The organism is Klebsiella sp. CN_Kp075, assembly GCF_040065055.2.
Taxonomy (GTDB): Bacteria; Pseudomonadota; Gammaproteobacteria; order Enterobacterales; family Enterobacteriaceae; genus Klebsiella; species Klebsiella aerogenes.
In genome coordinates this window covers 1,427,723-1,450,464 of sequence record NZ_CM198050.1, presented here as the reverse complement: position 1 = coordinate 1,450,464, position 22,742 = coordinate 1,427,723, and the positions used below count along the sequence as shown (strand labels likewise).

At 51.9% G+C, this 22,742-nt stretch carries 20 protein-coding genes and 3 pseudogenes; 9 read left to right on the top strand and 14 right to left on the bottom strand.

Annotated features, from left to right (window positions below):
• Position 1: 1 nt before the first annotated feature.
• The 11 genes and pseudogenes from ABLV78_RS06965 to tla1 all read right to left on the bottom strand — a co-directional run bounded on the left by ABLV78_RS06965 (position 2) and on the right by tla1 (position 8,642).
• Positions 2–2,539 carry a type VI secretion system protein VgrG gene (locus ABLV78_RS06965; RefSeq protein ID WP_088389885.1) on the bottom strand — a complete coding sequence of 846 codons (2,538 nt, stop codon included), beginning with the start codon at positions 2,537–2,539 and terminating at the stop codon, positions 2–4.
• 76 nt (positions 2,540–2,615) lie between these two features.
• Complete coding sequence (locus ABLV78_RS06960) at positions 2,616–2,825, bottom strand: hypothetical protein (protein ID WP_088389884.1); 210 nt, start codon at positions 2,823–2,825, stop codon at positions 2,616–2,618.
• Between the two features lie 17 nt (positions 2,826–2,842).
• Positions 2,843–3,307, bottom strand: a complete 465-nt coding sequence (locus ABLV78_RS06955) for a putative T6SS immunity periplasmic lipoprotein (RefSeq protein ID WP_228279841.1) — start codon at positions 3,305–3,307, stop codon at positions 2,843–2,845.
• Entirely contained in the window at positions 3,301–3,855 is a 555-nt protein-coding gene (locus ABLV78_RS06950) for a type IV secretion protein Rhs (RefSeq protein WP_165430576.1), read from the bottom strand. Before ABLV78_RS06950 ends, ABLV78_RS06955 begins: the two co-directional genes overlap by 7 nt.
• Positions 3,848–4,009: pseudogene (locus ABLV78_RS06945) on the bottom strand (hypothetical protein); the annotation flags it as partial. The gene ABLV78_RS06950 and the pseudogene ABLV78_RS06945, both read right to left, overlap by 8 nt.
• Positions 4,006–4,167, bottom strand: a pseudogene (locus tag ABLV78_RS06940) (type VI secretion system contractile sheath large subunit); the annotation flags it as partial. The pseudogenes ABLV78_RS06940 and ABLV78_RS06945, both read right to left, overlap by 4 nt.
• 33 nt (positions 4,168–4,200) lie before the next feature.
• Positions 4,201–4,698: a type VI secretion system contractile sheath small subunit gene (tssB, locus tag ABLV78_RS06935; RefSeq protein WP_088389883.1), complete on the bottom strand. Its 498-nt coding sequence runs from the start codon at positions 4,696–4,698 to the stop codon at positions 4,201–4,203.
• A gap of 448 nt (positions 4,699–5,146) precedes the next feature.
• Positions 5,147–5,710, bottom strand: a complete 564-nt coding sequence (locus ABLV78_RS06930) for a DUF2913 family protein (protein WP_226473803.1) — start codon at positions 5,708–5,710, stop codon at positions 5,147–5,149.
• A gap of 482 nt (positions 5,711–6,192) precedes the next feature.
• Positions 6,193–7,332: pseudogene (locus tag ABLV78_RS06925) on the bottom strand (Tle1 family T6SS lipase effector); the annotation flags it as partial.
• Positions 7,320–7,892 carry a DUF3304 domain-containing protein gene (locus ABLV78_RS06920; protein ID WP_047045769.1) on the bottom strand — a complete coding sequence of 191 codons (573 nt, stop codon included), beginning with the start codon at positions 7,890–7,892 and terminating at the stop codon, positions 7,320–7,322. The gene ABLV78_RS06920 and the pseudogene ABLV78_RS06925, both read right to left, overlap by 13 nt.
• Positions 7,893–7,940: 48 nt before the next feature.
• Positions 7,941–8,642, bottom strand: a complete 702-nt coding sequence (tla1, locus tag ABLV78_RS06915) for a toxin Tle1 chaperone Tla1 (RefSeq protein ID WP_226473804.1) — start codon at positions 8,640–8,642, stop codon at positions 7,941–7,943.
• A gap of 400 nt (positions 8,643–9,042) precedes the next feature.
• On the opposite strand from tla1, the gene ABLV78_RS06910 reads away from it, so the two are divergent.
• From ABLV78_RS06910 to ypdK, 6 genes are all read left to right on the top strand, one after another.
• Positions 9,043–9,534 carry a WbuC family cupin fold metalloprotein gene (locus tag ABLV78_RS06910; RefSeq protein WP_045391542.1) on the top strand — a complete coding sequence of 164 codons (492 nt, stop codon included), beginning with the start codon at positions 9,043–9,045 and terminating at the stop codon, positions 9,532–9,534.
• 347 nt (positions 9,535–9,881) lie between these two features.
• Positions 9,882–10,745 carry a hypothetical protein gene (locus tag ABLV78_RS06905; RefSeq protein ID WP_045391545.1) on the top strand — a complete coding sequence of 288 codons (864 nt, stop codon included), beginning with the start codon at positions 9,882–9,884 and terminating at the stop codon, positions 10,743–10,745.
• 222 nt (positions 10,746–10,967) lie between these two features.
• Positions 10,968–11,771, top strand: coding sequence for a MipA/OmpV family protein (locus tag ABLV78_RS06900; protein ID WP_223683741.1), 804 nt, complete (start codon positions 10,968–10,970; stop codon positions 11,769–11,771).
• 486 nt (positions 11,772–12,257) lie between these two features.
• Positions 12,258–12,713, top strand: a complete 456-nt coding sequence (locus ABLV78_RS06895; RefSeq protein ID WP_088389881.1) for a nucleoside deaminase — start codon at positions 12,258–12,260, stop codon at positions 12,711–12,713.
• Positions 12,713–13,906: a cyanate transporter gene (locus ABLV78_RS06890; protein WP_047045754.1), complete on the top strand. Its 1,194-nt coding sequence runs from the start codon at positions 12,713–12,715 to the stop codon at positions 13,904–13,906. The genes ABLV78_RS06895 and ABLV78_RS06890 overlap by 1 nt, the downstream gene beginning before the upstream one ends.
• 366 nt (positions 13,907–14,272) lie before the next feature.
• Positions 14,273–14,344 (top strand): membrane protein YpdK, encoded by a 72-nt coding sequence (ypdK, locus tag ABLV78_RS06885; RefSeq protein ID WP_077777854.1) that lies wholly within the window; start codon positions 14,273–14,275, stop codon positions 14,342–14,344.
• Positions 14,345–14,388: 44 nt separating this feature from the next.
• Here the strand turns inward: ypdK and alaC are convergent, their stop codons facing one another.
• Positions 14,389–15,627 (bottom strand): alanine transaminase, encoded by a 1,239-nt coding sequence (gene alaC / locus ABLV78_RS06880; protein ID WP_047078323.1) that lies wholly within the window; start codon positions 15,625–15,627, stop codon positions 14,389–14,391.
• Positions 15,628–16,008: 381 nt separating this feature from the next.
• Between alaC and ABLV78_RS06875 the strand changes: the two genes are divergently transcribed.
• Entirely contained in the window at positions 16,009–17,706 is a 1,698-nt protein-coding gene (locus tag ABLV78_RS06875; protein WP_047045749.1) for a sensor histidine kinase, read from the top strand.
• 11 nt (positions 17,707–17,717) lie between these two features.
• Positions 17,718–18,461, top strand: a complete 744-nt coding sequence (locus tag ABLV78_RS06870) for a LytR/AlgR family response regulator transcription factor (protein WP_047066271.1) — start codon at positions 17,718–17,720, stop codon at positions 18,459–18,461.
• Positions 18,462–18,501: 40 nt separating this feature from the next.
• On the opposite strand, the gene glk is transcribed toward ABLV78_RS06870, so the two are convergent.
• A complete protein-coding gene (glk, locus tag ABLV78_RS06865) occupies positions 18,502–19,467 on the bottom strand; it encodes a glucokinase (RefSeq protein ID WP_047078324.1) in 966 nt (321 codons plus the stop codon).
• Positions 19,468–19,731: 264 nt separating this feature from the next.
• On the opposite strand from glk, the gene ABLV78_RS06860 reads away from it, so the two are divergent.
• Entirely contained in the window at positions 19,732–20,967 is a 1,236-nt protein-coding gene (locus ABLV78_RS06860; protein ID WP_088389880.1) for an ion channel protein, read from the top strand.
• Here the strand turns inward: ABLV78_RS06860 and ABLV78_RS06855 are convergent.
• Positions 20,964–22,625, bottom strand: coding sequence for an alpha-keto acid decarboxylase family protein (locus ABLV78_RS06855; RefSeq protein ID WP_047078325.1), 1,662 nt, complete (start codon positions 22,623–22,625; stop codon positions 20,964–20,966). The two genes, ABLV78_RS06860 and ABLV78_RS06855, sit on opposite strands and share 4 nt — an antisense overlap.
• Positions 22,626–22,742: the final 117 nt, after the last annotated feature.

Sequence of the window (22,742 nt, the reverse complement as noted above, 5' to 3'; positions counted from 1 at the left end):
CTTATTCACTCCCTGTTGTTGAATTGCCGGTTCCAAGGATCTCAACTTTTAATTTGCCGGGCATTGTGGTATAAATCGGCAGTGTTTTGCCATTATCATCTGAAATACCATGAAACACCTGCCCGTCAGCTGTCGTCACTTTATATTCAGTCTGAGGGATGATTTTCCCTTCTTCGTCATTCAGAGAGTAAACACCACCATAACCTTTTGGAAATTCAGGGGCTGGCGTGTTCAGCGAAGCTGCTCCCATTTTCTGAGCATTGGCACATTTCAGAAGAATATTTCCAGGACAACCCAATTCAATATTCCCGCCACTTAACTTGATATAGGCCCCACCACAGTTAACGACCAGTTCCGTTGCTGCTGTAATTTCAATTTTGCCTTCGGCACTCGTTACCGTAATATCTTTCTTGGCGATAGCGTCCAGTGCATCATCCTGTGCCTGAATTTCGACTTTCCCCTTCGCAGCAAACAGCTTCATACCCGCCTGACGGGCCAGCATACTGATAGCTTCACCTGCCGCAACCGTGAAACGCTTCATAGCGCTGATGTCTGCATTATTTTGCGCGACGATCCCCACGCTGGCACTTCCCGAGGAAATGCGTACACCTTCCGGGCTGCTGATGCTAACGCCTTGCGGTGCATTCAATACCATCCCCGGCTGCGCCAGTTCCGTCAGTGCATCCGTCAGCATTTTCTGGCTCTGGATATCCGCCGGATACGCCTGAGCACTGTCTGCCGCATCGGAAAGGCTTCTGGCGATACTTAACGCATTTTCAAGCTGTGCCATAGCCTCTTTCATGGAAAGCATTTTGTCACTGGCGAATGGTTGTTTGTCCGCACTAATGAATACACCGGCTCCGCCACGAACGGCCACCCATTTATCGGTGCGTAACTCCGCACCTTCGCCACGAAGCTTCCTGGAAGCGTCTACATTGTGACCTAAATTGAGTTGGGTTTTGCCGCCATACTCCGTACTGAGCTTGACGTGCTCTTCGCCGCGCTTGTCCTCCATCCGAAGCTTGTTCAGGCCAGCTGTGCGGACAACATTGCGCGTACTGTTGGCCTCAGTGACATGGTCAACGTGGCGGGAGTCGTGGAGGGCATAAGCAATGTATGGACGGTCGAGGTCACCTTCATGGAACGCAATGGCAACCTCAGTTCCCTGTATCAGCGGGAAGTGAAAGCCATACTTGTCGCCGCCGTAGGGTTTAGCAAAGCGTACCGGCATACTTTCCATTCCCTGGCGTTTGTCGTCGCGGTCCGCATCGAATTTCACCCGGTACATGCCCGACGCATCCTGCCAGGCGTAGATATCGTTATCTTTGGCGCTGGTCACGCGTGCCATCAGGGTGCCGCTGACCACCGGGCGCTTTTTAGCGGCAGGTCGCCAGCATCGGTTCTCGTAATATGGCATCCCCTCCCACATCACCATCAGGGCATCTTTACGACTGGCGATATAGCTCGTGCGGGTAATGATAATGCCGTTGTCCGTTTCTGATGGCAGGGTAGGCGACACCACACGTTCACTGATGGTCAGCACCTGGGCCGGAGAAAGCAGGGCATCATTACTACAGCCGCTGATAGTCGTCTGCCCGGACAGGAAACGTTCATGTTCAAGGCGTGCCCAGAAGTTACCGGTTTCGGCTGCGGGGGTGATTTTGTCGCCGCGTTCAAGATGACGCGGCAGGTAGTGATACACATCACCGTAGGTCACACCTTCACCATCACCCCTCGTCATGTCTGCCGGTACAGAAGTCAGGATATTCTGGGCTTCACGGTGATTGTAATCACTGGCGGTGACAGAGCGCTCAACTACGTTCTGTCGGACATTAACCCCCCAGACCGAATCTGCTGCATTGTCACTCATGCCCGATGGACTGCTCAGTGGCAGCGACTTACCGAACGTCCATGCACTCTGCTTGTCTGCAAAATGCACCACCTCAGTCTGGGTGTCGGGTTGCAGGGTAAAGAAGTAGAAAATCCCCACTTCAGCCAGCAGACGCTCAATAAACGCGAGATCGTTTTCCTTGTACTGGTTAATCTGTTCACGCTTCGGATAGTCAGCTTTGAGGGTGAACTCATACTCCCAACCTTTCAGGCCATGCTCCTGCAATACTTCAGTGACAACTTCCGGTACTGACTTATTAACGAAGAAGCGGTGGGTACGGAATTGATTGCGCAGCAAAGACAGGAACGGCTCAATAATAATCTGGTACGTCGCCTGGTCACGTGAGCCACTGATACGCTTAAAATGCGTCACCACACCATGCACCACTTTCTGCCCGGTCAGCCCCATCAGAGGCCCGGTCCCCATGGTCAGCGTGGCAGGCTTAGTCAGCAGTTGCGCTGAACTGATATTTTGATCGCAGCTGGTAAAGATAACCTGGTAGTAATAAAGCTCACTCATAAACTCCTTACCGCTGAAAGTTTCCACATCCAGTAAGGCTGTGCAGGACGGAATATCCAGACGATAGCGGTTCAGCCCGCCTTCAGTTAGCGCAGACAGGGTGTTCTTAAGCGTATCTGTCAGACTCATGATATTGACTCCATGGGATAACCTGCAGTCCATGACTTTATTGCCAACGGGTAAGTAACAGGTTCAATCAGGGTACTCAGCGAGTACGAAAAAGGGGGATTACGGTTCCAGCCCCGAGGGCGCAGGCGAGGATTTTCATCAGCAAAACGGTCATTTCAAAATTGTTCATGCCGTATTCGCCGTCACCAGTGATGGGGATAAAGCGCTTAACGATTGTGTAAAAATACGTATCCGGAAGAAACAGTACTCCCGCCACCACTAAAGCTAAAAAGATAAAAAGCTTCATGACGTTATACCGGAGCACTATTCAGAAACTTTAATTGAACCATACGGCCTTGCAATTTCACGATCGGTCAACGGAAAATTGTAAACCACCCCATGATTTATCCCCACGCCGACAACAAATTTCCGTGGCTTATCATGTTTCTTTGAAATTAATATATATTCAACAATAAACCTCCCATTATCAGGAAAGTGATAAAAAGAAGGAGGAATACATAATTTTCCATCAACGATCGTAAGTTCAGGGGAAAAATTAAAGTCCTTTTCCTTCGAGGGAGTTCCGCGCGGATTTATTCCTATGTCAGCAGGTTGATAATCCTGAGCATCTGTAATGTTAAAACATACGTTTTTTCCCTGTTTACTAGCAGAAGTGGTTTCATGGGGGATAAACCTATCTCCCGGGCCTGGACATCCGGTTAAAATCACCAGACACAAACCAGAAAAAACAACAGGCCAACACTTACCAAAACCAAACACTTTTACCATGGGAACCCCCGTAACGCAATTTTGTATTGTTCACGTATTACTGATTCAGTAGTATCACCATCCAGAGTAATAGTTGGATATTTACCGCCCCATAATCGATGCCATATCTTATATCCCTGCGTTTGCAACGTAAAATTATCTGCAATAATCTGTGCCTGTTGCTCCATCGAATATTCACTTAAGAGACGACCATCAAGTATATAGTGATAGTTCACCATCCAGCTAACCAATCCTCTGAAGATTACATTCATCCCTTTTTCACGTTGCCAAACATGCCCCATTTCATGGATGAACATATGTTGAAGATCGTCTGTCGTCTGGGAAAAATCATCGCAGTATTGATCGCGAAAATAGATCTCCCCGTTTGGGGTCATCGCCGTATTGTTATCCTGTAAATTGAAAGGGAGATAACTTTCTCTGTGTATCCATACTTTCGAATAATCAATGGTGGATAAAAAAACGGATTGCGCCAGCTGTATTTCCCCCGCCGTGAGTAGTCTGACACCACCCTCTTTGATTCTGAACCCATCCTGCGTTTCATCAGCCATGTGTAAACTCCAGCCCTATGCCCTCTTCCTCACTCCATCCCAGAGTCAGGGAGTGTGGTTTCTGCTTCGCCGCCATGTGGGTCAGCAACTGCTGACTCAGTACCGGCAGAATCTGCTGATTGAGCAGACTGTCAACGTTACGCGCACCGGTATCGCCTGCGCGTCCTGCCAGATATCCAGCGCACTCAGCTCGGACACCGGGTTCAGGTTGATTTTTTCAAACAGGGATGCATAAACCCCACCTGCCTCAGGACGTTCCAGCAACACGCTCTCGCCACCAGTGGCATTCTCATTTTTTACAGACATCAGCATCTTCCTTTTTAATCCGTTAAATCATCGTGACCGTTATGGCTGTTTCGGGGCCAGGGCTGAAAGTTCGGCTCTGAGTTCTGCACTTAACGCCGGGTCGAGCAGAATTTTTTCCAGCTCCTTTCGGAAAGCCTGGTTATCCAGCAGGTTCGCTTTTAAATCGCGAAGCAGGTTGCGCATGGAAAGCATTGCCTTCAGCTGAGGGATTTGTCGGGAGACCTGCTCCGGGGTGAAATCTTTCATGCTCCGGAAGGTCAGGCTGATGTTGTCTTCACTGCCGTCATCAGCCAGCGTGTTTTTAACGGTCAGATTGATTTTTGGGGAATATTCGGAAAGCACTGAGTCGAAGTTATTTTTGTTCAGGTTAACTTTTTTGCGCTCAGACAGTGGTGCAGACTCCTGACCATTACTGAAGTCACCCGCCACCAGTAATTTCAGCGGGAGCTCGGTTTTCTTGCTGGCTCCCCCTGTATGCAGGTCAAGCTTTAGATTAATACGTGCCTTTGGCACTTCATTCTGGAAACTATCAGCCATCTCATCATCCCTCGGTTTATCGCTGCGTGCACTTTCAGACTAAAGTGATTCACAAGCGATAATAGAATAATGATCGATTCAAGATCAAATATACCGATCTTTAATCGGCATATAGAAAATTCTTAAGAATTTTCCACTAAATGTTAATAGCGAATCGCACTGTCATGCCAGTAAAATGAACTACCACCAGCACACAAAACAAACATTTATGTCGCAGTAGAAAAAACAAACGGACAATTGTTAATAAAATGATATTAAATTGATTTATATCAATATCAGGGGAATTAAAATACCCATGCTTTTTAAAGATATGGTTTTAGATCAGAAAGAGATAAAAGGTTCAGAAATTCATAGCGTTGCTTCATGTGGGAAATACAGCAGTAGCGATAAGGAAAGTATCCGGAACATAATCGGCTTTATGAACTGACTGATAGCGTTTCATTTACTGTCAGAGCTGTATGGCGATCTTATCAGGTTTCAGCACGACAACATGGAGTGCATGGGCCTGGAAAACCGCCATACAGGATGACAAATCATCAGTCACAAGAAATTCAATCGGTGCAATCAACTTGCCCTCATAAGAAAACCCATGAGTCAATGCTGACTTTTTTACCAGAAGTGCAGCAATATCGCTGTATTCCTGGAGCAAAGGAGCGTCATTGTCCCAGTCTTCGTCACTCACCACCTCATTGATCCAGCCCTGCGATTTAAGCTGTTCAATTGCGTACGTCAGACGGTACAAATCTGACTGAGCTGACACAGGACCTGTGCAGTAACTCCACAGATACTTAAGACGATTAAGCAAACTGGCAGCAAGGCCTTTCTGGCTCCCCAGTACCACCAGACTCTCAATATCAGACACGATTGCACGCGGAAACAGTTTTTGCTTATACGCCACAGTCAACCAGCGCATCAAAAATGCATGCGTACTGAGCGGCGACAACGCCTGACCATCCTGCTGCGCGGTACGTAAGGCGACCAGTGCGCACCAGGCAAAATGTGCCAGTGCCATGACGGTTTGTTCCGGGGGTAAGGTATCGTGAGCTTTTTCCATTCAGAAATTATATCGGCGCAGCAGAGATCGGAGAAGTCCGGGATAAGGTGCGTATTTTCAGGTCTGAATAATCAGCGCCAACCGGACTGAGTTATGTCGTCTCATACAGAGCTCAAAAAAGCAGTCCTGGGAGCCGTAAAACCATCAGCTGCGAAAGCGCCCCAGGCGGCCAATCCCTCACTGGAGCTGGCTGCTAATCTGCAGTTGCGTGGGGGGGGCTCACATGCAGCTCAAGACGCTGGGTCAGCATCCGTAAGATGAGCTCCTGGCGCCTTGGTCCCGTCGTTATCGCGCATTGGTATAGACCCAGTCGTTACAGCGCGGGCATTTCTTGCCACTGAAGTAAGTATATTCACACCGGGTACAACGCCAGTTTCGGGTCCGGGTGTTCAGCGCCACTCCCTGAAAGCCGAATTCCGCTCTCGTCAGCCAGCAGAGCCGTATCCTCCCCCTATATCCGAGTGCACCCCCGGATAAATAACCTCCACGCTATTCGCCGGGTATTTGCCGTCCGGGCGGCGAATGGAATCCAGCGGGAAACACAGCCGCTGTTCATGTGCCGAAACCAGATGTACACAGCGTTTGATAAATCCGCCGTAGAACTCTTCATCCGGCAGCTCCTGGCTTCCGTCCGCCCACCCCATATGTCCTTCCGCTACGGGGGAAATATGCGCGACCCCCACTGAAGCAACGGTATCTAACAGGCCCAGAAACTCCACGCTTAATGGGATCTTCAGCTCTCCCACCGCCAGACACTGTTCGGGCTTTGTTTCCCCCTCCCCTGGCTTTGGCAGCAGTTCGCTCAGCCAGTTAACAAAGGTCCTGGCCGCTGCCGCTCCACGAGAAAAACCATACACATACAGCTTAATGCCTAATAGCTTCTGTTTGCCGGGCGTAGCGGGCAGCAGCGCTTTGCGCAGATCTGCGGACATTGCATTCAACAGATTATGGATGGTTTCATAGCGGTTAGCGCTGCCGGTCAGGCCAAAGGAAACCATCGATGTTGCCATCTTTTTGACCGCCTTCCAGCTATCGCCATCCGAGAGCGCATCCTTATCCATGGTCCGTTTGAGAGCATCGACCAGCCGTAGCAGCCCCCAGTTTATCCGGTCTTCGCCGTGTGTTGCCGCGGCGAGTCCCATTATGCTGAAATCCAGATCCATCACCTCCGGGAAAGGAGTACCGACGCCGGGAATATAATATTTGTAGTATTTATTGCCGCCACTGTTGCTGGCATCCAGCAGCTCAGGCCCTTTATCCGCCAACCCACCAGCATAACCCTGGCCAATAGTGGCGCGGAACAGGCGGGCAATATTAGTTGGATGCTTCGGATTGGCGACAAAAAGATCGTGATTAAGGTTATTACCGGTGCCATCAAAAAACAGGCTGATATGCAGTGTTTTGCAACAGGGGGGCTCCACGCGCCGCCCGACGGCCAGCGATAATTGCTGTCGGTAGGCCGTTTCAAGGCTCTCCTGGCGGAGGCTATTCTGCCCTACCAGCGCGGCTTGCGTCGGTAAACGTCCTTGCGCCGGAAACGCAGGCGGGTACCATGCCCGCTCGCTAATTATCGCGGACATAATTTCGGCTCCATCATCTTTATAGGTTCCTTAATGGGGTATCCCGGACTGCCGTAGTTGGCACAACTGGTGGTCACTTTGGCCCGATCGCAAGGCAAAAAATGCACGGTGATCCCGCAGGTTTCCTGTCCCGTATAGTCCGGTACCGAAACTAAAAATGAATGATGTCCACCTAATGCATTGATTTTTTTATACCACTCTTGTATTTCATCTGAATAACTTTGCCACGCCTGATAATATTCTTTTTCACTCATTCTAGAGGTATCAGGCCGTTCTGGCTCTGGGATATCAGGAACATCGCTGGCAAAAGCCACCCCCGTTTCCCAGTTCACCTTTACCGTCATCCCTGGTCTCCATTTCGCAGGTACCTGGTAACAGCATCCACCGCCGCCCCCCTGATACGGCCCGATAATGTCTATTCCCGACTGGCCATCGACGCTGAAAGCGTTAATCGCCCAACGGGTATGATTGATGGCTTTAATGGTTCCCGCCAGCGCCCCCTGGCTGGCGACAGTCAGCAGCAATGCCACCAGTATCACGCGCGGAAATGTTAGGTTCATGGAATATTCCTTTATCAATAACGAGGCATGTGAGTCATGATTTGGTTTTCATTCTGCAAGAGAGTGCCGTTCCACCAGGGTATTCATCACCCATTCCTCGCGATCGTTGTCCAGCAAAATTCCATTTTTTGTCGCATCCAACATCGCCCGAAAGCAGGCTGAAAAGCGTTCCTCTTGGGAGCTGAACAAGCTGTCCGGCAGACTTCGATGGCGAAGAAATAACCTAACGTCGCAAAGACACATCATCACTTCGAATTGCTCATCACTGAAAGCGATTTTCTGGCATTTTTCACCACGCCCAAGCGGAGCGCCGTGACCGATCAATAGTGCCGGCCTGGCATCAAGATCCAGCCAGCTCCAGAAGAGTGCGGGACGACGTAGCTGCGCTTGCTGCTCGGGTTGCAGAATATCGGAAAATAGCCACGGAAATAGACGAGCGTCAAAGTAGCGAAAAAGGCCTGATCGTCCCTCATGCGTTGCATCAACGCAGTCAGTTAGCCATTCGGCTAGCGTGGAGAAAGCCCACTGCGACCCTATTGCCAGTAATGGCGTTCTGGTTTGCGTTTTATACGCCAGTTCGATAAACCACTGCCGCTGTAGCGGGGCATTAAGTGCGATACGAATCAGGAGCGGCGCCATTTCGGGCAGAGATTCCTCCGGCAGACCAAGGTAAAGGGACTGCCATTGAAGAGGGGGAGAAAACTCCTCAAGTGCCGGGATAATGGAATAATCGAGACCGCTCTGGTCAATAATAAAATCAAGATACGCCGTTTCTATTTCGGCACAAAGCGGCTAAGCTTGCTTACCCAGTCACTTATAGATTGCATACTCAATTATGTTTCCCTCTGTAAGAAACGCTCAGGTATGTTGCTATTTCCCCCCTATTTTTATGCTACACACCTTCGCCAACAATAAAAGAATAATGATTGAGATGAGATAAAATTAAGCAACGCCACTAAAAAAATAAAAAATCACTTAAATATATTCATCAATATGAAATAGATAAATCACCCTATGCTAATGGCGTTAAATGTGCAAAATCAGGCAACCGGGAGAGCAATCTGCGCTTCGTAGCGCAGATTGCTCAACTCCACCTTAGTCATGCAAACCGGCGTAAGCCCTGAGTCATCTTTTTTTGCAGGCGGTATACATGAAACAAATCACTATCAGTGATATGCAACAACAGAGCGCGGCCGCCGCGGTCTCGCCCCGCCTACGGGCGCATCGTAACTTCCATCCGGAACTCAGCGATCCGGTACAGCGTCTGGCCATTGCCATGGAGCCGGGAACTTACATTCGTCCTCACCGTCATCCTCATACTTTTGAGCTGCTGCTGCCGTTAAGCGGCCGTTTTGTAGTACTGAACTTCGATGAACAAGGCACCGTGACCCACCGCGTGGTATTAGGAGAAGAATGCACGGCGCTTGAAATGGCGGCCGGTACCTGGCATGCGGTACTGTCGCTCGATCGCGGCGGTATCATTTTTGAAGTCAAGCACGGAGGCTATCAGCCGGTAGCCGAGCAGGATTCCGCGCCATGGGCACCAGCCGAAGGCGCGCCGGGTACCGAGGAATTAATGGCGTGGTATGCCACGGCGCAGGTGGGGGATGGCGGTTTTACTCTCCAGAAGAGCGCCCGCTAATTTATGCCTGCGATGGTTACTATAAAAAGGCGCTGCGGCGTCTTTTTTATTTATCGATACAATCATTAACATCTAACGCATTCAGTTTTAGAGTAATTTATTATAGTTCAAACCCGGTTTACCGTTAATTAAGCATTGTTCTATTCCTTATTTATAAAACAGGGATTATAATTATCTACAGAGGGTATTTTAACCATCCTCCGCCGTATAAATATTATGAACTATAAACTCACATTCCGCTGATGAATAGTTTTTCATGAAAAGGATTGTGTAGTCGAATAAAAACGCTCGCGTTCTGTTAATCAGAACACGCAAACCATTTAAAACATTTATATTAAATTAACGCCATGAATAAGATAGAAAGAAACATTTGGAAGTTGAACAATCTCCCACCGCTGGAGTATTGCTCTATCGCTCGTGCGCAAAAACTCTTGCAGTGCGAACTGGAAGATTTACTTCACTGGCACGATATCGGCGCTATCAGCCTGTGCCTGAAACTGAAAAAAAATCGCGGCACTCTCAATAGCGCCTTAACCAGGAATCAAGGGGTTGGCGACTCGTCATACGGCTACGGTGGTTTTGATGACATTACCAAAGCCAATAAACCCTGGTCTCAGCACTCTAAAATAAACAATATCATCACCCTGAATGAAAATGTGTCGGTCATTGATGCCAATCACGACAGCGCCATCGCCAAAATTAAACTCAACGTTTCAGTTTCTGGTTTATGGCACACTCATTCAAGAAATCTAATGGATGTGCTGGAGAATCCGGACAACATTCAACAAGAAGATTCACTGAGCATTATCTCTCCGGCTAAAAACGTCATCTACTGCAATTTCATTCCTGATAATGATGATAAGCCGACGATTGAGCTAAGCAAGCTGTACATTACCTGTAAAGAAATTGAGAAAATTTACGAGCACACCATCAGTAGTCGTCCGCTGGAACATTCTGAAGCCGCGATGAATTCATATAATGAAAAAACCATTAATGAGCCATCCACGCCGCCACAAAATAAGCTGCTGCTCGAATTCATTAATTATATCATTCAATCTAATCCCGCCTTTAACCGCGACCTACTTAATGCGACAGAAAGCAGTAAACAGCTCGCTTTTAAATCCATCATGGAAAAACTAAAAAAAGAAGGCATCGTCACCAACGAAAATCATTCGATGGCTTCACTCTCTGAACTGATTCTCAATTCATGATACTCATTTTTGTGCGGATTATTCACACGAATAATCCGCTACTGTTACAGTTATAGTGCTGATATCGGCGCACTTTGCTTTCCCGAGTAAAAGCAAAACAGAAAAAGTACGATAAAAGACAAAAAATATCCCCCTACCGCGTTCGCTATCGTCTATATATCTTCTATTGTTTATCACGGTCGATTCACATCGACTTCATCATCTCACGCCAACTATAAGCTCATGCTCAAACTATCCCAATGCCCCATAGCCATTCTCGGTACGCTTGCTTTGTATTGCGGTTCCGCTAGCGCTGAGGTCGACCTCGGCTCAATCGACATTTTTTCCGCCGATAACCCGAATAGCCCGGTGCCTAAAGGATGGGTTCTCGGCGGCGCCGCCATTAGCGGTACCGCACGCTACCAAAAGCAGGACAACGAAACCCACTTTATTCCCGGAGGATTGTATTTTGGCGACCAGTTAATGTATCTCGGCGATCGCGCCCGCTACTACTTTCACCTTGATGACAATATCGCGCTTTACGGCTATGGGCGCTGGCGTTTCGGTAATTTAGATCCCAGCGACGATGCGGCATTCAAGGGAATGGACGAACGTAAAGGGGAACTGGAAGGCGGTATTGGCGCTACCTGGATCACGCCATACGCGCTGATAAGCGCGCGCATCAGTTCCGATATCAGCGGTCGCAGCAACGGCCAGGAGCTGCTGTTATGGGCCGATTTTCCGATTGTTAAAGACAATCTGCTGGTGATGCCCGGTATGGGGCTGATGGTGCGTAGCCATAACATGGCGAACTACTATTTTGGCGGCGTCTCAGCAGGCGAGGCGACGCCCGAGCGCCCGCAGTGGGATACCGGTACGACGGTATCGCCAATGGTCGCCATCATTACCAGCTACCGCTTTAGCCCGCATTGGGTCGCTATGGTAGCGGCAAACTACGAACGCTATGATGACGATATTGCCGATAGCCCCATTGTCCAGCACAGCGGAGAACTGTATGGCATCCTTGGCGTTGGATATACCTGGTAGATAAACCGCATGTCTGGCAAAAATCATCCTCGCGTGAGAGAACTCAGTAGTATTTCGGCAACCAATAAGCAAATCTTATTGACTCAATCATAAATAAGTCTTTTAGCTTATGGCATAAGCTCGCTACCCTGAAGCAGGGTTCAATCTCCAGCCTGCCGCCGACTGAGTTCTTTTACCCGGCCTCTACGCCGGCATGTGCTCTGTAGGCCCGCGCAAGCATAGCGCCGCCTGGCAATAACCGCGGGTAAAAAGCCGCTTTCGAGCCGGATGGCGGCTGTGCCTTATCCGGCCTACGGTCCGTGCCATGGCGAGCTGAAAATTTCTACCGCTGTCCCCATGGTTACTGAAACTGCCGGTGTTGGTGGCTTCAAAATCACTGAGACGTTCCCGGCAGGAGGGGAGCGCAATGTGCTCTGAACTAACACCACATGTTTTTCCCGGACCAAAACAGTTGCAAACCGATAACAGTATCTACAGGAGCCGCTCATGCCTACTCATGATAACTATCTTCAGCGCGCCATTACGCTTGCTGCCAAAAATGTTGAAAACGGCGGCCGCCCATTCGGCGCCGTCATCGTGCGCCAGTGTGAAGTCATTGCCGAAGCGGTGAATACCTTGCACCAGAGCGGCGATCCTACCGCGCACGCTGAACTCAACGCCATCCGCGACGTTTCTCTACGTCTGGGCAATCAGGTATTGCGCGAATGCGTGGTTTACGCCAGCGGACAACCCTGCCCGATGTGTCTGAGCGCGATGTATTTAACCGGCGTGCGCGAAGTCTATTTTGCCAACAGCAATCAGGATGGCGAGCGCTTCAATCTCTCTACCGCCGCTATCTACCAACAATTGCAGCAGCCATTGGATGACCAATCACTCCCCATTCACCACTGCCCACAACCCGAAGGGCTGGCCCTGTATCAGCGCTGGGCGGGTAAAGCGTAATGAGCCAGACGCAACGCAATACGCTGACGTTATTTGTGCTGGTACTGATCGGCATTAATATGCGCCCGCTACTGACCTCGATAGGTCCATTGCTGCCGCAACTGCAACAGGCAACCGGTATGAGCTTTACCCTGGTTTCACTGTTGACCGCGCTTCCGGTCATCGCGATGGGGGTGCTGGCGCTCGCTGGCGGATGGATTAACCGCCACGTTAGCGAAAACCGCAGTATTGCGTTAAGTCTGCTGGCGATTGGCATTGGCGCGCTCCTGCGCGAGCTGGCGCCGCAAAGCGGCCTGCTGCTTAGTAGCGCGCTGCTCGGCGGGATTGGCATCGGCGTGATTCAGGCGATTATTCCCAGCGTCATCAAGCGTCTTTTTCATCGCCGCACGCCGCAGGTGATGGGATTGTGGTCAGCGGCGTTGATGGGCGGAGGCGGCCTTGGCGCCGCGCTCACCCCCTGGCTTGCGCAGCAAAGCGCGCTCTGGCACCACGCGCTGGCATGGTGGACGCTACCGGCCCTGGCTGCGCTCATTGGCTGGTTGCCGATCAGCAAAATGCTGCCCGCCGCGCCGGTTGCCGCATCGGCGCAAGCCGCGCCGTCGGTCTTTCGTCACCATCGGGCCTGGACGCTTGGCCTTTATTTCGGGCTGATCAATGGCGGCTACGCCAGCCTGATTGCCTGGTTACCGCCCTATTATATGCAGCTTGGCCACAGCGCTCAGTTTAGCGGCACGCTTCTGGCATTGATGACCGTCGGCCAAACCGCCGGCGCGCTGTTACTACCGATGCTCGCTCGCCACGAAGATCGCCGTAAGCTGCTGATGTTGGCGCTGGCGCTGCAGTTGCTCGGGTTCTGCGGTTTCATCTGGTGGCCACAACAGTGGCCGCTGCTGTGGGCGGTGAGCTGCGGCATAGGACTGGGCGGCGCCTTCCCGCTGTGCCTGGTACTGGCGCTGGACCATTCACCGCAACCTGCCGTCGCCGGTCGGCTGGTGGCGTTTATGCAGGGCATCGGTTTTATTATCGCCGGTTTATCGCCGTGGCTTTCAGGGCTGCTGCGCAGCCTGAGCGGAAACTACCAGCTAGACTGGGAATTCCACGCCATCTGCGTTTTCCTCTTAATGGCGCTTACCTTGCGCTTTGTTCCCGCACGTTATCCACATCAATGGCGCGCGCCGACGACCGGCCACTAACCTCATCGCGATAGGGTGCAGAAAGTGATTTCTGCACCTTCCCGCCTATAGAAAAAATCCCAAAATCAAATAACTACAGAATGTCAGGGTATTGCTTAAAATCATCGTCGCCGTAATTGAATTTATTACCGAATGAAATTAATGTGTCGCCTATTCACGACAGTCGTAAGTAACTAAAAATTAATAAAAAAATGGATCTTGTTTCCACCATTTTTTAAGCGTACATTAGCGCCATCTGGAGCAGTTAACGCACAGAATTTCGGGTTGCCGCAGCTGCCAGAATAGTCTGGTTTTATCTGCGACAATCCTGCAATGGTTAAAGTTAAATTCATTTAGGCGTTTCGCCAAAATGCGGAGTGACATGTCGTGAAATACTTTTTGATGGGAATTTCTTTTATGGTCATCGTTTGGGCCGGTACCTTCGCCCTGATGATTTAACCTGCTATGCAGTAAAGAGATGGGAGCCAGACGGCTCCCATTTTTTATTCGTGGTGTTCAGCTACCGTTTTACCAGCTGCCGGTAGCAGCCCATCTGCACGGAACATGGATTTGATACCGCGGATGGCCTGACGGATACGATCGCGGTTTTCGATTAATGCGAAACGCACATGAGTATCGCCATAGTCGCCAAAGCCGATTCCCGGCGAGACGCACACTTTGGCCTCCTGCAGCAACTTTTTAGCGAACTCCAGCGAGCCCATCGCCGCATATGGCTCCGGAATTTTCGCCCACACGTACATTGACGCTTTCGGGCATTCAACCATCCAGCCGGCTTCATGCAGCCCTTTCACCAGCACATCACGGCGACGTTTATATTGTTCCGCAATATCACGCACGCACTGCTGATCGCCTTCCAGCGCGGCAATCGCCGCTACCTGCAACGGCGTGAAGGTACCGTAGTCATGGTAGCTTTTGATGCGGGCCAGAGCATTAACCAGCGTTTTGTTCCCTACCATAAAACCAATACGCCAGCCGGCCATGTTGTAGCTTTTTGACAGGGTGAAGAATTCGACAGCCACATCGCGCGCACCGGGCACCTGCATAATCGACGGCGCTTTCCAGCCATCATAGACGATGTCGGCGTAGGCCAGATCGTGCACCACCAGCACGTCATAACGTTTCGCCAGCGCGACGACTTTTTCGAAGAAATCGAGTTCAACGCACTGGGCGGTAGGGTTCGACGGGAAGCCCAGAATCATCATTTTTGGCTTCGGATAACTTTCACGGATCGCGCGTTCCAGTTCATTGAAGAAATCAACGCCTTCCACCAGCGGGACGGAACGGACCTGCGCCCCGGCGATAACCGCGCCGTAAATATGAATCGGATAACTGGGGTTTGGCACCAGCACCGTATCGCCATGATCGAGCGTCGCCAGCATCAGATGCGCCAGTCCCTCTTTCGAACCAATCGTCACGATGGCTTCTGATTCCGGGTCGATATCGACGTCATAACGCTCCTGGTACCAACGCGAAATCGCGCGGCGCAGACGCGGAATACCGCGAGAGGTAGAGTAACCGTGGGTATCCGGGCGCTGGGCAACGGTACAGAGTTTTTCGACGATATGCGGCGGCGTGGCGCCATCCGGGTTACCCATACTGAAATCGATAATATCTTCGCCACGCCGACGCGCAGCCATTTTCAGTTCGGCAGTAATGTTAAAAACATACGGAGGGAGACGATCGATACGCGTAAAACGGCGTTCAGGACTGAATTCAGCCATAGATTCCTCAGATTAACGTTAGCGCCCGGACCGTCCGAGCGACGCGGCCACCGATGTGGCTCGCTTAGAAAATAACCTGAAAAAAAACACGCTGTCGAGAGGGTTGATAAAAAATAATCGTTGGCGCAAAAAATAAGGCATTACTTATTAGCATGCGGCAGAACGCCTCCCTAAAACGTGCATATATTAAATAAACAATTAACATATTGATATCATTTATAATACTTGAATTTATCATCACTCCCCATCAACGCCCTGATAGCTGGAGATATCCACTTATCCCCTTTTATTTTTGTGCTTGTTCCTCATTGATTTCTGCGGCTAGCCTTCTGGCGCGAGGTTTTCTATCATATTGCTTTCCTGCGAATCCTGGGCGCACCCATGCACGATATTTTTAATATGCTGCTGGCGGTTTTTGACCGCGCGGCATTAATGCTCATTTGCCTCTTTTTTCTTATCCGCTTACGCCTGTTTCGCGAACTGCTGCATAAATCGGCGCATACGCCTCGCGAGCTGCTGGCGGTCACCGCCATCTTCTCCATGTTCGCGCTGTTCAGCACCTGGTCCGGCGTTCCGGTAGAAGGTTCTCTGGTCAACGTACGTATTATCGCGGTGATGTCCGGCGGGATCCTGTTTGGCCCGTGGGTCGGCGCGATTGTCGGCGTAATTGCCGGGGTACACCGCTATCTCATTGATATTGACGGTGTGACCGCCATCCCCTGCTTTATCACCAGTATTGTCGCCGGGCTGCTTTCCGGGCTTATCAACCGCAAAATCCCGAAAGCCCAGCGCTGGAAGGTGGGGATTCTGGCCGGGATGCTGTGTGAAACGCTAACCATGATCCTCGTGGTGCTGTGGGCGCCGACGCTGGCGTTGGGGATCGATATTGTCTCCAAAATCGGTATCCCGATGATCCTTGGCAGCATCTGCATCGGTTTTATTGTACTGCTGGTCCAGAGCGTGGAAGGCGAGAAAGAGGCCAGCGCGGCGCGCCAGGCAAAACTGGCGTTGGATATCGCCAACAAAACGCTGCCGCTGTTCCGTCACGTGAACAGCGAATCGCTGCGTCAGGTTTGCGATATTATTCGCCGGGACATCAATGCCGATGCGGTCGCGATTACCACCACTGACCGGGTGCTGGCCTACGTTGGCTATGGGGAAAATAACTATAACGATCGCAACAACGATATCAGCCCAACGACTCGTAAAGCTATTGAAAGCGACACCATCATCATTAAAAACAACGATGAAGCCTACAGAACGCCGGAGATCCACTCCATGCTGGTGATTCCGCTACGCGAGAAAGGTGTGGTGACCGGCACGCTGAAAATTTACTACTGCCACGCGCATCGTATTACCTCCTCGCTGCAGGAGATGGCGATCGGCCTGTCGCAAATAATCTCCACCCAGCTTGAGGTCTCCCGGGCCGAACAGCTGCGTGAAATGGCCAATAAAGCGGAACTGCGCGCCCTGCAGAGTAAAATAAATCCCCATTTTCTGTTTAATGCGCTTAACGCCATCTCCTCTTCCATCCGTATGAATCCGGATACCGCCCGGCAGTTGATTTTCAATTTGTCGCGTTATTTACGCTATAACATTGAGTTAAAAGATGACGAGCAGATCGACATCAAGCGCGAGCTATACCAAATTAAGGATTATATTGCGATCGAGCAGGCGCGATTCGGCGACAAGCTGACGGTGATTTATGATATTGATGAGGACGTCAGCTGCGTCATCCCCAGCCTGCTCATTCAGCCTCTGGTAGAAAATGCCATCGTCCACGGTATTCAACCCTGTCGGGGCAAGGGCGTGGTGACTATCGCCATCAACGAATGCGGAAACCGGGTGCGCATCAGCGTACGGGATACCGGGAACGGTATTGACCCGGCGGTGGTGGCCCGCGTCGAAGCCGACGAGATGCCGGGTAATAAAATTGGCCTGCTGAATGTTCATCATCGGGTGAAACTGCTCTACGGCGAAGGGCTGCATATCCGCCGCTTGACGCCGGGGACGGAGATTGCGTTCTACGTCCCCAACCAGCACGCCCCCGCGACTGAACCGGTATCGCTGTTGCCATGAGCGGAGAAAACATGAAAGTCATTATTGTTGAGGATGAGTTCCCGGCGCAGCAGGAACTCACCTGGTTGATTAACACCCACAGCCAGATGGAGATCGTCGGCACCTTCGACGACGGTCTCGACGTGCTGAAATTCCTGCAGCACAATAAAGTCGATGCCATCTTTCTCGACATCAATATCCCCTCGCTGGATGGCGTGCTGCTGGCGCAAAATATTAGCCAGTTCGCGCATAAGCCGTTCATCGTCTTTATCACCGCGTGGAAAGAACATGCGGTGGAAGCCTTTGAACTGGAAGCGTTTGACTACATCCTCAAGCCTTATCAGGAATCACGGATTATTAATATGTTGCAGAAGCTGTCCAGCGCCTGGCAGCAACAGCAGCAAGTGGCGGTAAGCGGCACGCCCGCGCACAACCCAACCCGCGAAAACGACACCATTAATCTGATTAAAGACGAGCGGATCATCGTCACCAGCATTCACGATATTTATTACGCGGAAGCGCATGAGAAAATGACCTTCGTCTATACGCGCCGTGAATCATTCGTCATGCCGATGAACATCACCGAATTCTGCAGCAAGCTGCCGGCTGCGCACTTCTTTCGCTGTCACCGCTCGTACTGCGTCAATCTGAATAAAATCCGCGAAATTGAACCATGGTTCAACAACACCTACGTCCTACGATTGCGCGACCTTGAGTTTCAGGTGCCGGTCAGCCGCAGTAAGGTAAAAGAGTTTCGCCAGTTGATGAATCTGTAATGAGATGGGCGGCGCCAAACGCCGCCCGACTGAGAGTGGCTTAGAGTATATACCCAAGCGTCTGGCGCAGATGCGCGCCGGAGCCGAGCAGGCCAGGGTTATCATGAACGATGAGATAGACCGGAATATCCTGCACGTAGGCTTTAAAGCGCCCTTTATCTTCAAACCCGCCGCGGAAACCCGACGCCTTAAAGAACTCAAGGAAACGCGGGACAATGCCGCCCGCGATGTACACGCCGCCGAATGTGCCAAGGGTTAGCGCCAGGTTACCGCCAAAGCGCCCCATAATGACGCAGAACAGCGACAGCGCGCGGCGACAATCAATGCAGGTATCCGCCAGCGCACGTTCAGTGACGTCCTTCGGCTGTAGGTTTTCCGGCAAACGGCCATCGGATTTAACGATAGCCCGATACAGATTAACTAATCCAGGGCCGGACAAAACGCGTTCGGCGGACACGTGGCCCAACTCGTTGCGTAACTCCTCAAGAATAATGCCCTCTTCTTCGCTATTCGGCGCGAAATCGACGTGGCCGCCCTCGCCCGGCAGGCTCACCCAGCGTTTATCAACATGTACCAGGTGCGCTACGCCAAGACCAGTACCAGCGCCGTAGACGGCGATCGGTTTACCTTCCGCCGGTTGCGCGCCGCCGAACTGGATCAGATGCTCAGTTTTGAGCATTGGGATCGCCATCGACACCGCGGTGAAATCATTAATGATTTCCAGATGCGCAAATCCGAGGTTCTTTTTCATCTCGGCAATAGAAAAAGCCCAGGTATGGTTGGTCATCGCCACCCAGTCGCCGGTGATGGGGCAAGCAATGGCGATGCAGCCATCCTCGACCTTCACGGTTTGTTCGTCGAGATAGACGCGTACAACGGCCTCAAGGCTTGGGTAATCGAGCCCGGAATAAGTTTTAGCGCGGGAAATCTCCCCGCTTGCGATATCACATAACGCCAGACGGGCGTTAGTTCCGCCGACGTCTCCTACTAAAGCAAATTTTGTCATTCCGTTACGGCTCCGCTAAAGTCAAAATAATTCTTTTCGCACACTGTAAATTCATGGCGACATAACAACAACGACCAACGTACAGCCGCCGGTAGTTTAGCGACATTGGTCACATTTAGACTGTAATCTATGTAACATGCCAGTTTATGTCATACACGCAACGTCAGGTTTGGCCTTAAGTTTATCGTTTCAGCACCATTTGCGCCGAAGCTCTTTACAGAGACAGGCAAAGTAGCGCTTCAGGACATTTAAAAGGAACCCTTCATGCTGCACCCGCGCGCCAGAACGATGCTGTTGTTATCGATACCCGCCATTCTTATTGGTATCGCATCCAGCCTGGTATTGATTGTGGCGATGAAGATAGCCGCAGTCCTACAGAGCATCTTGTGGAGCGACCTGCCGGCACATGTCGGCATTGCCGCCGATAGTCCGCTATGGATAATTGCCATCCTCACTCTCACCGGGATAGCCGTGGGGCTGGTGGTCCGTTTCAGTCCTGGACATGGTGGGCCAGATCCGGCAACAGAATCCTTAATCGGCGCGCCCATCGCCACCAGCGCGCTACCGGGGTTACTGGCGGCGTTGATTCTCGGCCTCGCGGGCGGCGTGAGTCTCGGGCCGGAACATCCGATCATGGTCGTCAATATCGCGCTTGCCGTCGCCCTTGGCTCGCGTCTGTTCCCACGAGTAAGCTCGCTGGACTGGACAATCCTCGCCGCATCGGGAACCATCGGCGCGCTGTTCGGTACGCCGGTTGCCGCGGCGCTTATTTTTTCGCAAACGCTCAATAGCAGCAGCGACGTTCCGTTATGGGACCGGCTATTCGCCCCGCTGCTGGCAGCGGCGGCAGGCGCATTGACGACCGGTATCTTTTTCCATCCCAATTTCACCCTGCCGATCCCGCACTATCCACACCTGCGTATCGTCGATATTATCAGCGGCGCAATCGTCACGCTTATCGCCATCGCCGTCGGCATGGTCGCCGTGTGGTGTCTACCACGTCTGCACGCGCTGATCCACCGCCTGAAAAATCCGGTGTTAATGCTAGGTATCGGGGGGTTTTTACTGGGGATCCTGGGCGTTATTGGCGGGCATATTACGCTGTTTAAAGGGCTGGACGAAATGCAGCAACTGGCCTCTAGCCAGACCCTTGGCGCCGGCGATTTTCTACTCATTGCCGTGGTGAAACTGGCGGCGCTGGTGCTGGCGGCCGCCTGTGGCTTCCGCGGCGGGCGTATTTTCCCGGCGGTGTTTGTCGGCGTCTCGTTGGGGCTAATGCTGCATGCCCACGTTGAAGCGGTACCGGCCGCCATTACCATCTCCTGCGCGATCCTCGGCCTGGTGCTGGTCGTCACCCGCGACGGCTGGCTGAGCCTGTTTATGGCGGCGGTGGTGGTGCCGGATACCACCTTGCTGCCGCTGCTATGTATCGTGATGCTCCCGGCCTGGCTACTGCTGGCCGGGAAGCCGCTGATGATTGCCAAACGCCGCGGCGATTAGCTGCGGTTGTTGCGATCTTCCAGCGCCTGGGTAACCGCGCGTAAGAAGTCAGGGATATCCATTTTCGGCAGCATCACTTCGACCATCGTTAGCTTATCGGAGTTAACGCTATCGGCCATCGCCTCAGCCAGCTCACCGGTTTGCGATACCCGCCAACAGCGGGAAGGCGTATCCGGCGCAAAAGCATCGGGGAAGCGGCTCCAGTCCCACAACGCAATATCGTTGTAGCGCTGTTCTGGTCCGTGGATGGCGCGCTCGACGGTGTAGCCCTCGTTATTCAACAGCAAAATTAACAGTTTTTGCTTATCGCGCAGCATTGAGCTCATCTCCTGGATAGTGAGCTGCGCGGCGCCATCGCCAATGATTAATACCACCCTTCTGTCCGCGGCGGCGGTCTGCGCGCCGTAAGCGGCAGGTAGCGTGAACCCGATTGAGCCCCATAGCGGTTGCACCAGCAGCGTGGCCTGCGAGGGTAGTTTTAATGAGGCGATACCGAATGCCGAGGTCCCCTGATCGGCAAGAATAATATCGCCCGGCCGCAGCTGTTTCTCGACCGTACTCCAGAAGTTTTTCTGCGTCAGATTACCCTGCGGCGCGCCGGAAGCGTCGGGCGCGATGATATCTGGCGCGCGCCATTCCGCGGACAGCTTGCCAGAAACATCAATGAGGGCCGCCAGCGCCTGATCCATCGGGATTCGGCTGAACCAATGATCGCCAACCCGCGCGGCAAACGGCTGGATTTCGATGGTTTTCTCCGTTGGCAAATGATGGGTAAAGCCGGCGGTAATCGTATCGGTAAAGCGTGTACCCACGCAGATGATGGCATCGGCGCTTTCCATCGCTTCGCGGGTTTGCGGCGCGCTGGCGATCCCGCTATAGGTCCCGGCGAACCCCGTTCCCTGTTCGTCAAATAGCCCTTTCCCCATTAGCATGGTGGCGTGGGTAATCGGCGCGGACTTAACCCACTGCTGTAGTGTGTTTTGCAGACCGTAACGCTGAGCGAGAAAATCCGCCAGCAGCGACACGCGGCGACTGCTGCGCAACAATTTGGCCGCGTGCTCGCGAAAGCCGGCAAGCTGGTTTTCATCGGCCGCCGGGCCCTTAATGACCAGCGCGCGGGCCGGCGGCACCGCGCGGGCTTTCGCCACGTCGGCAGGCAGCATCAGATACCCTGGGCGGTGGTGGGTCAGCATGTCGCTTAATACCCGGTCAATTTCATGACAGGCGTTGCCCGCCGTTAACGTCGCCTGAGTACAGGTAATATGTTCGCTCATCCGCGAGAAATGGGTGAAATCGCCATCGCCGAGGGTATGGTGCAGCAGTTCGCCGCGCTGCTGCGCGCCGGTAGATGGCGCGCCCACAATGTGCAGCACCGGGATATGTTCCGCATAGCTACCGGCCACTCCGTTTAACGCGCTTAACTCCCCTACGCCATAGGTGGTTAACAGCGCGCCGGCGCCTTTTATACGCGCATAGCCGTCTGCGGCGTAGGCCGCGTTCAGTTCGTTAGCACAGCCGACCCATCCCAAATTTTGATGGGCTATCACGTGATCGAGAAACTGTAAGTTGTAATCACCAGGTACGCCGAACAGGCGATCGATACCACAATCTACGAGACGATCCAGCAGATAATCGCCAATGGTGTAAGTCGGTTGCATATCCATAATCCTTGTTGTTGTGCAGGTAATCTGAGTATTAGATATGCGTTTTACCTGTCCAGATTGTGAGCAATAATGAGGGTGGAAAGCAAAATTTACGCGTTATCCCCATATACT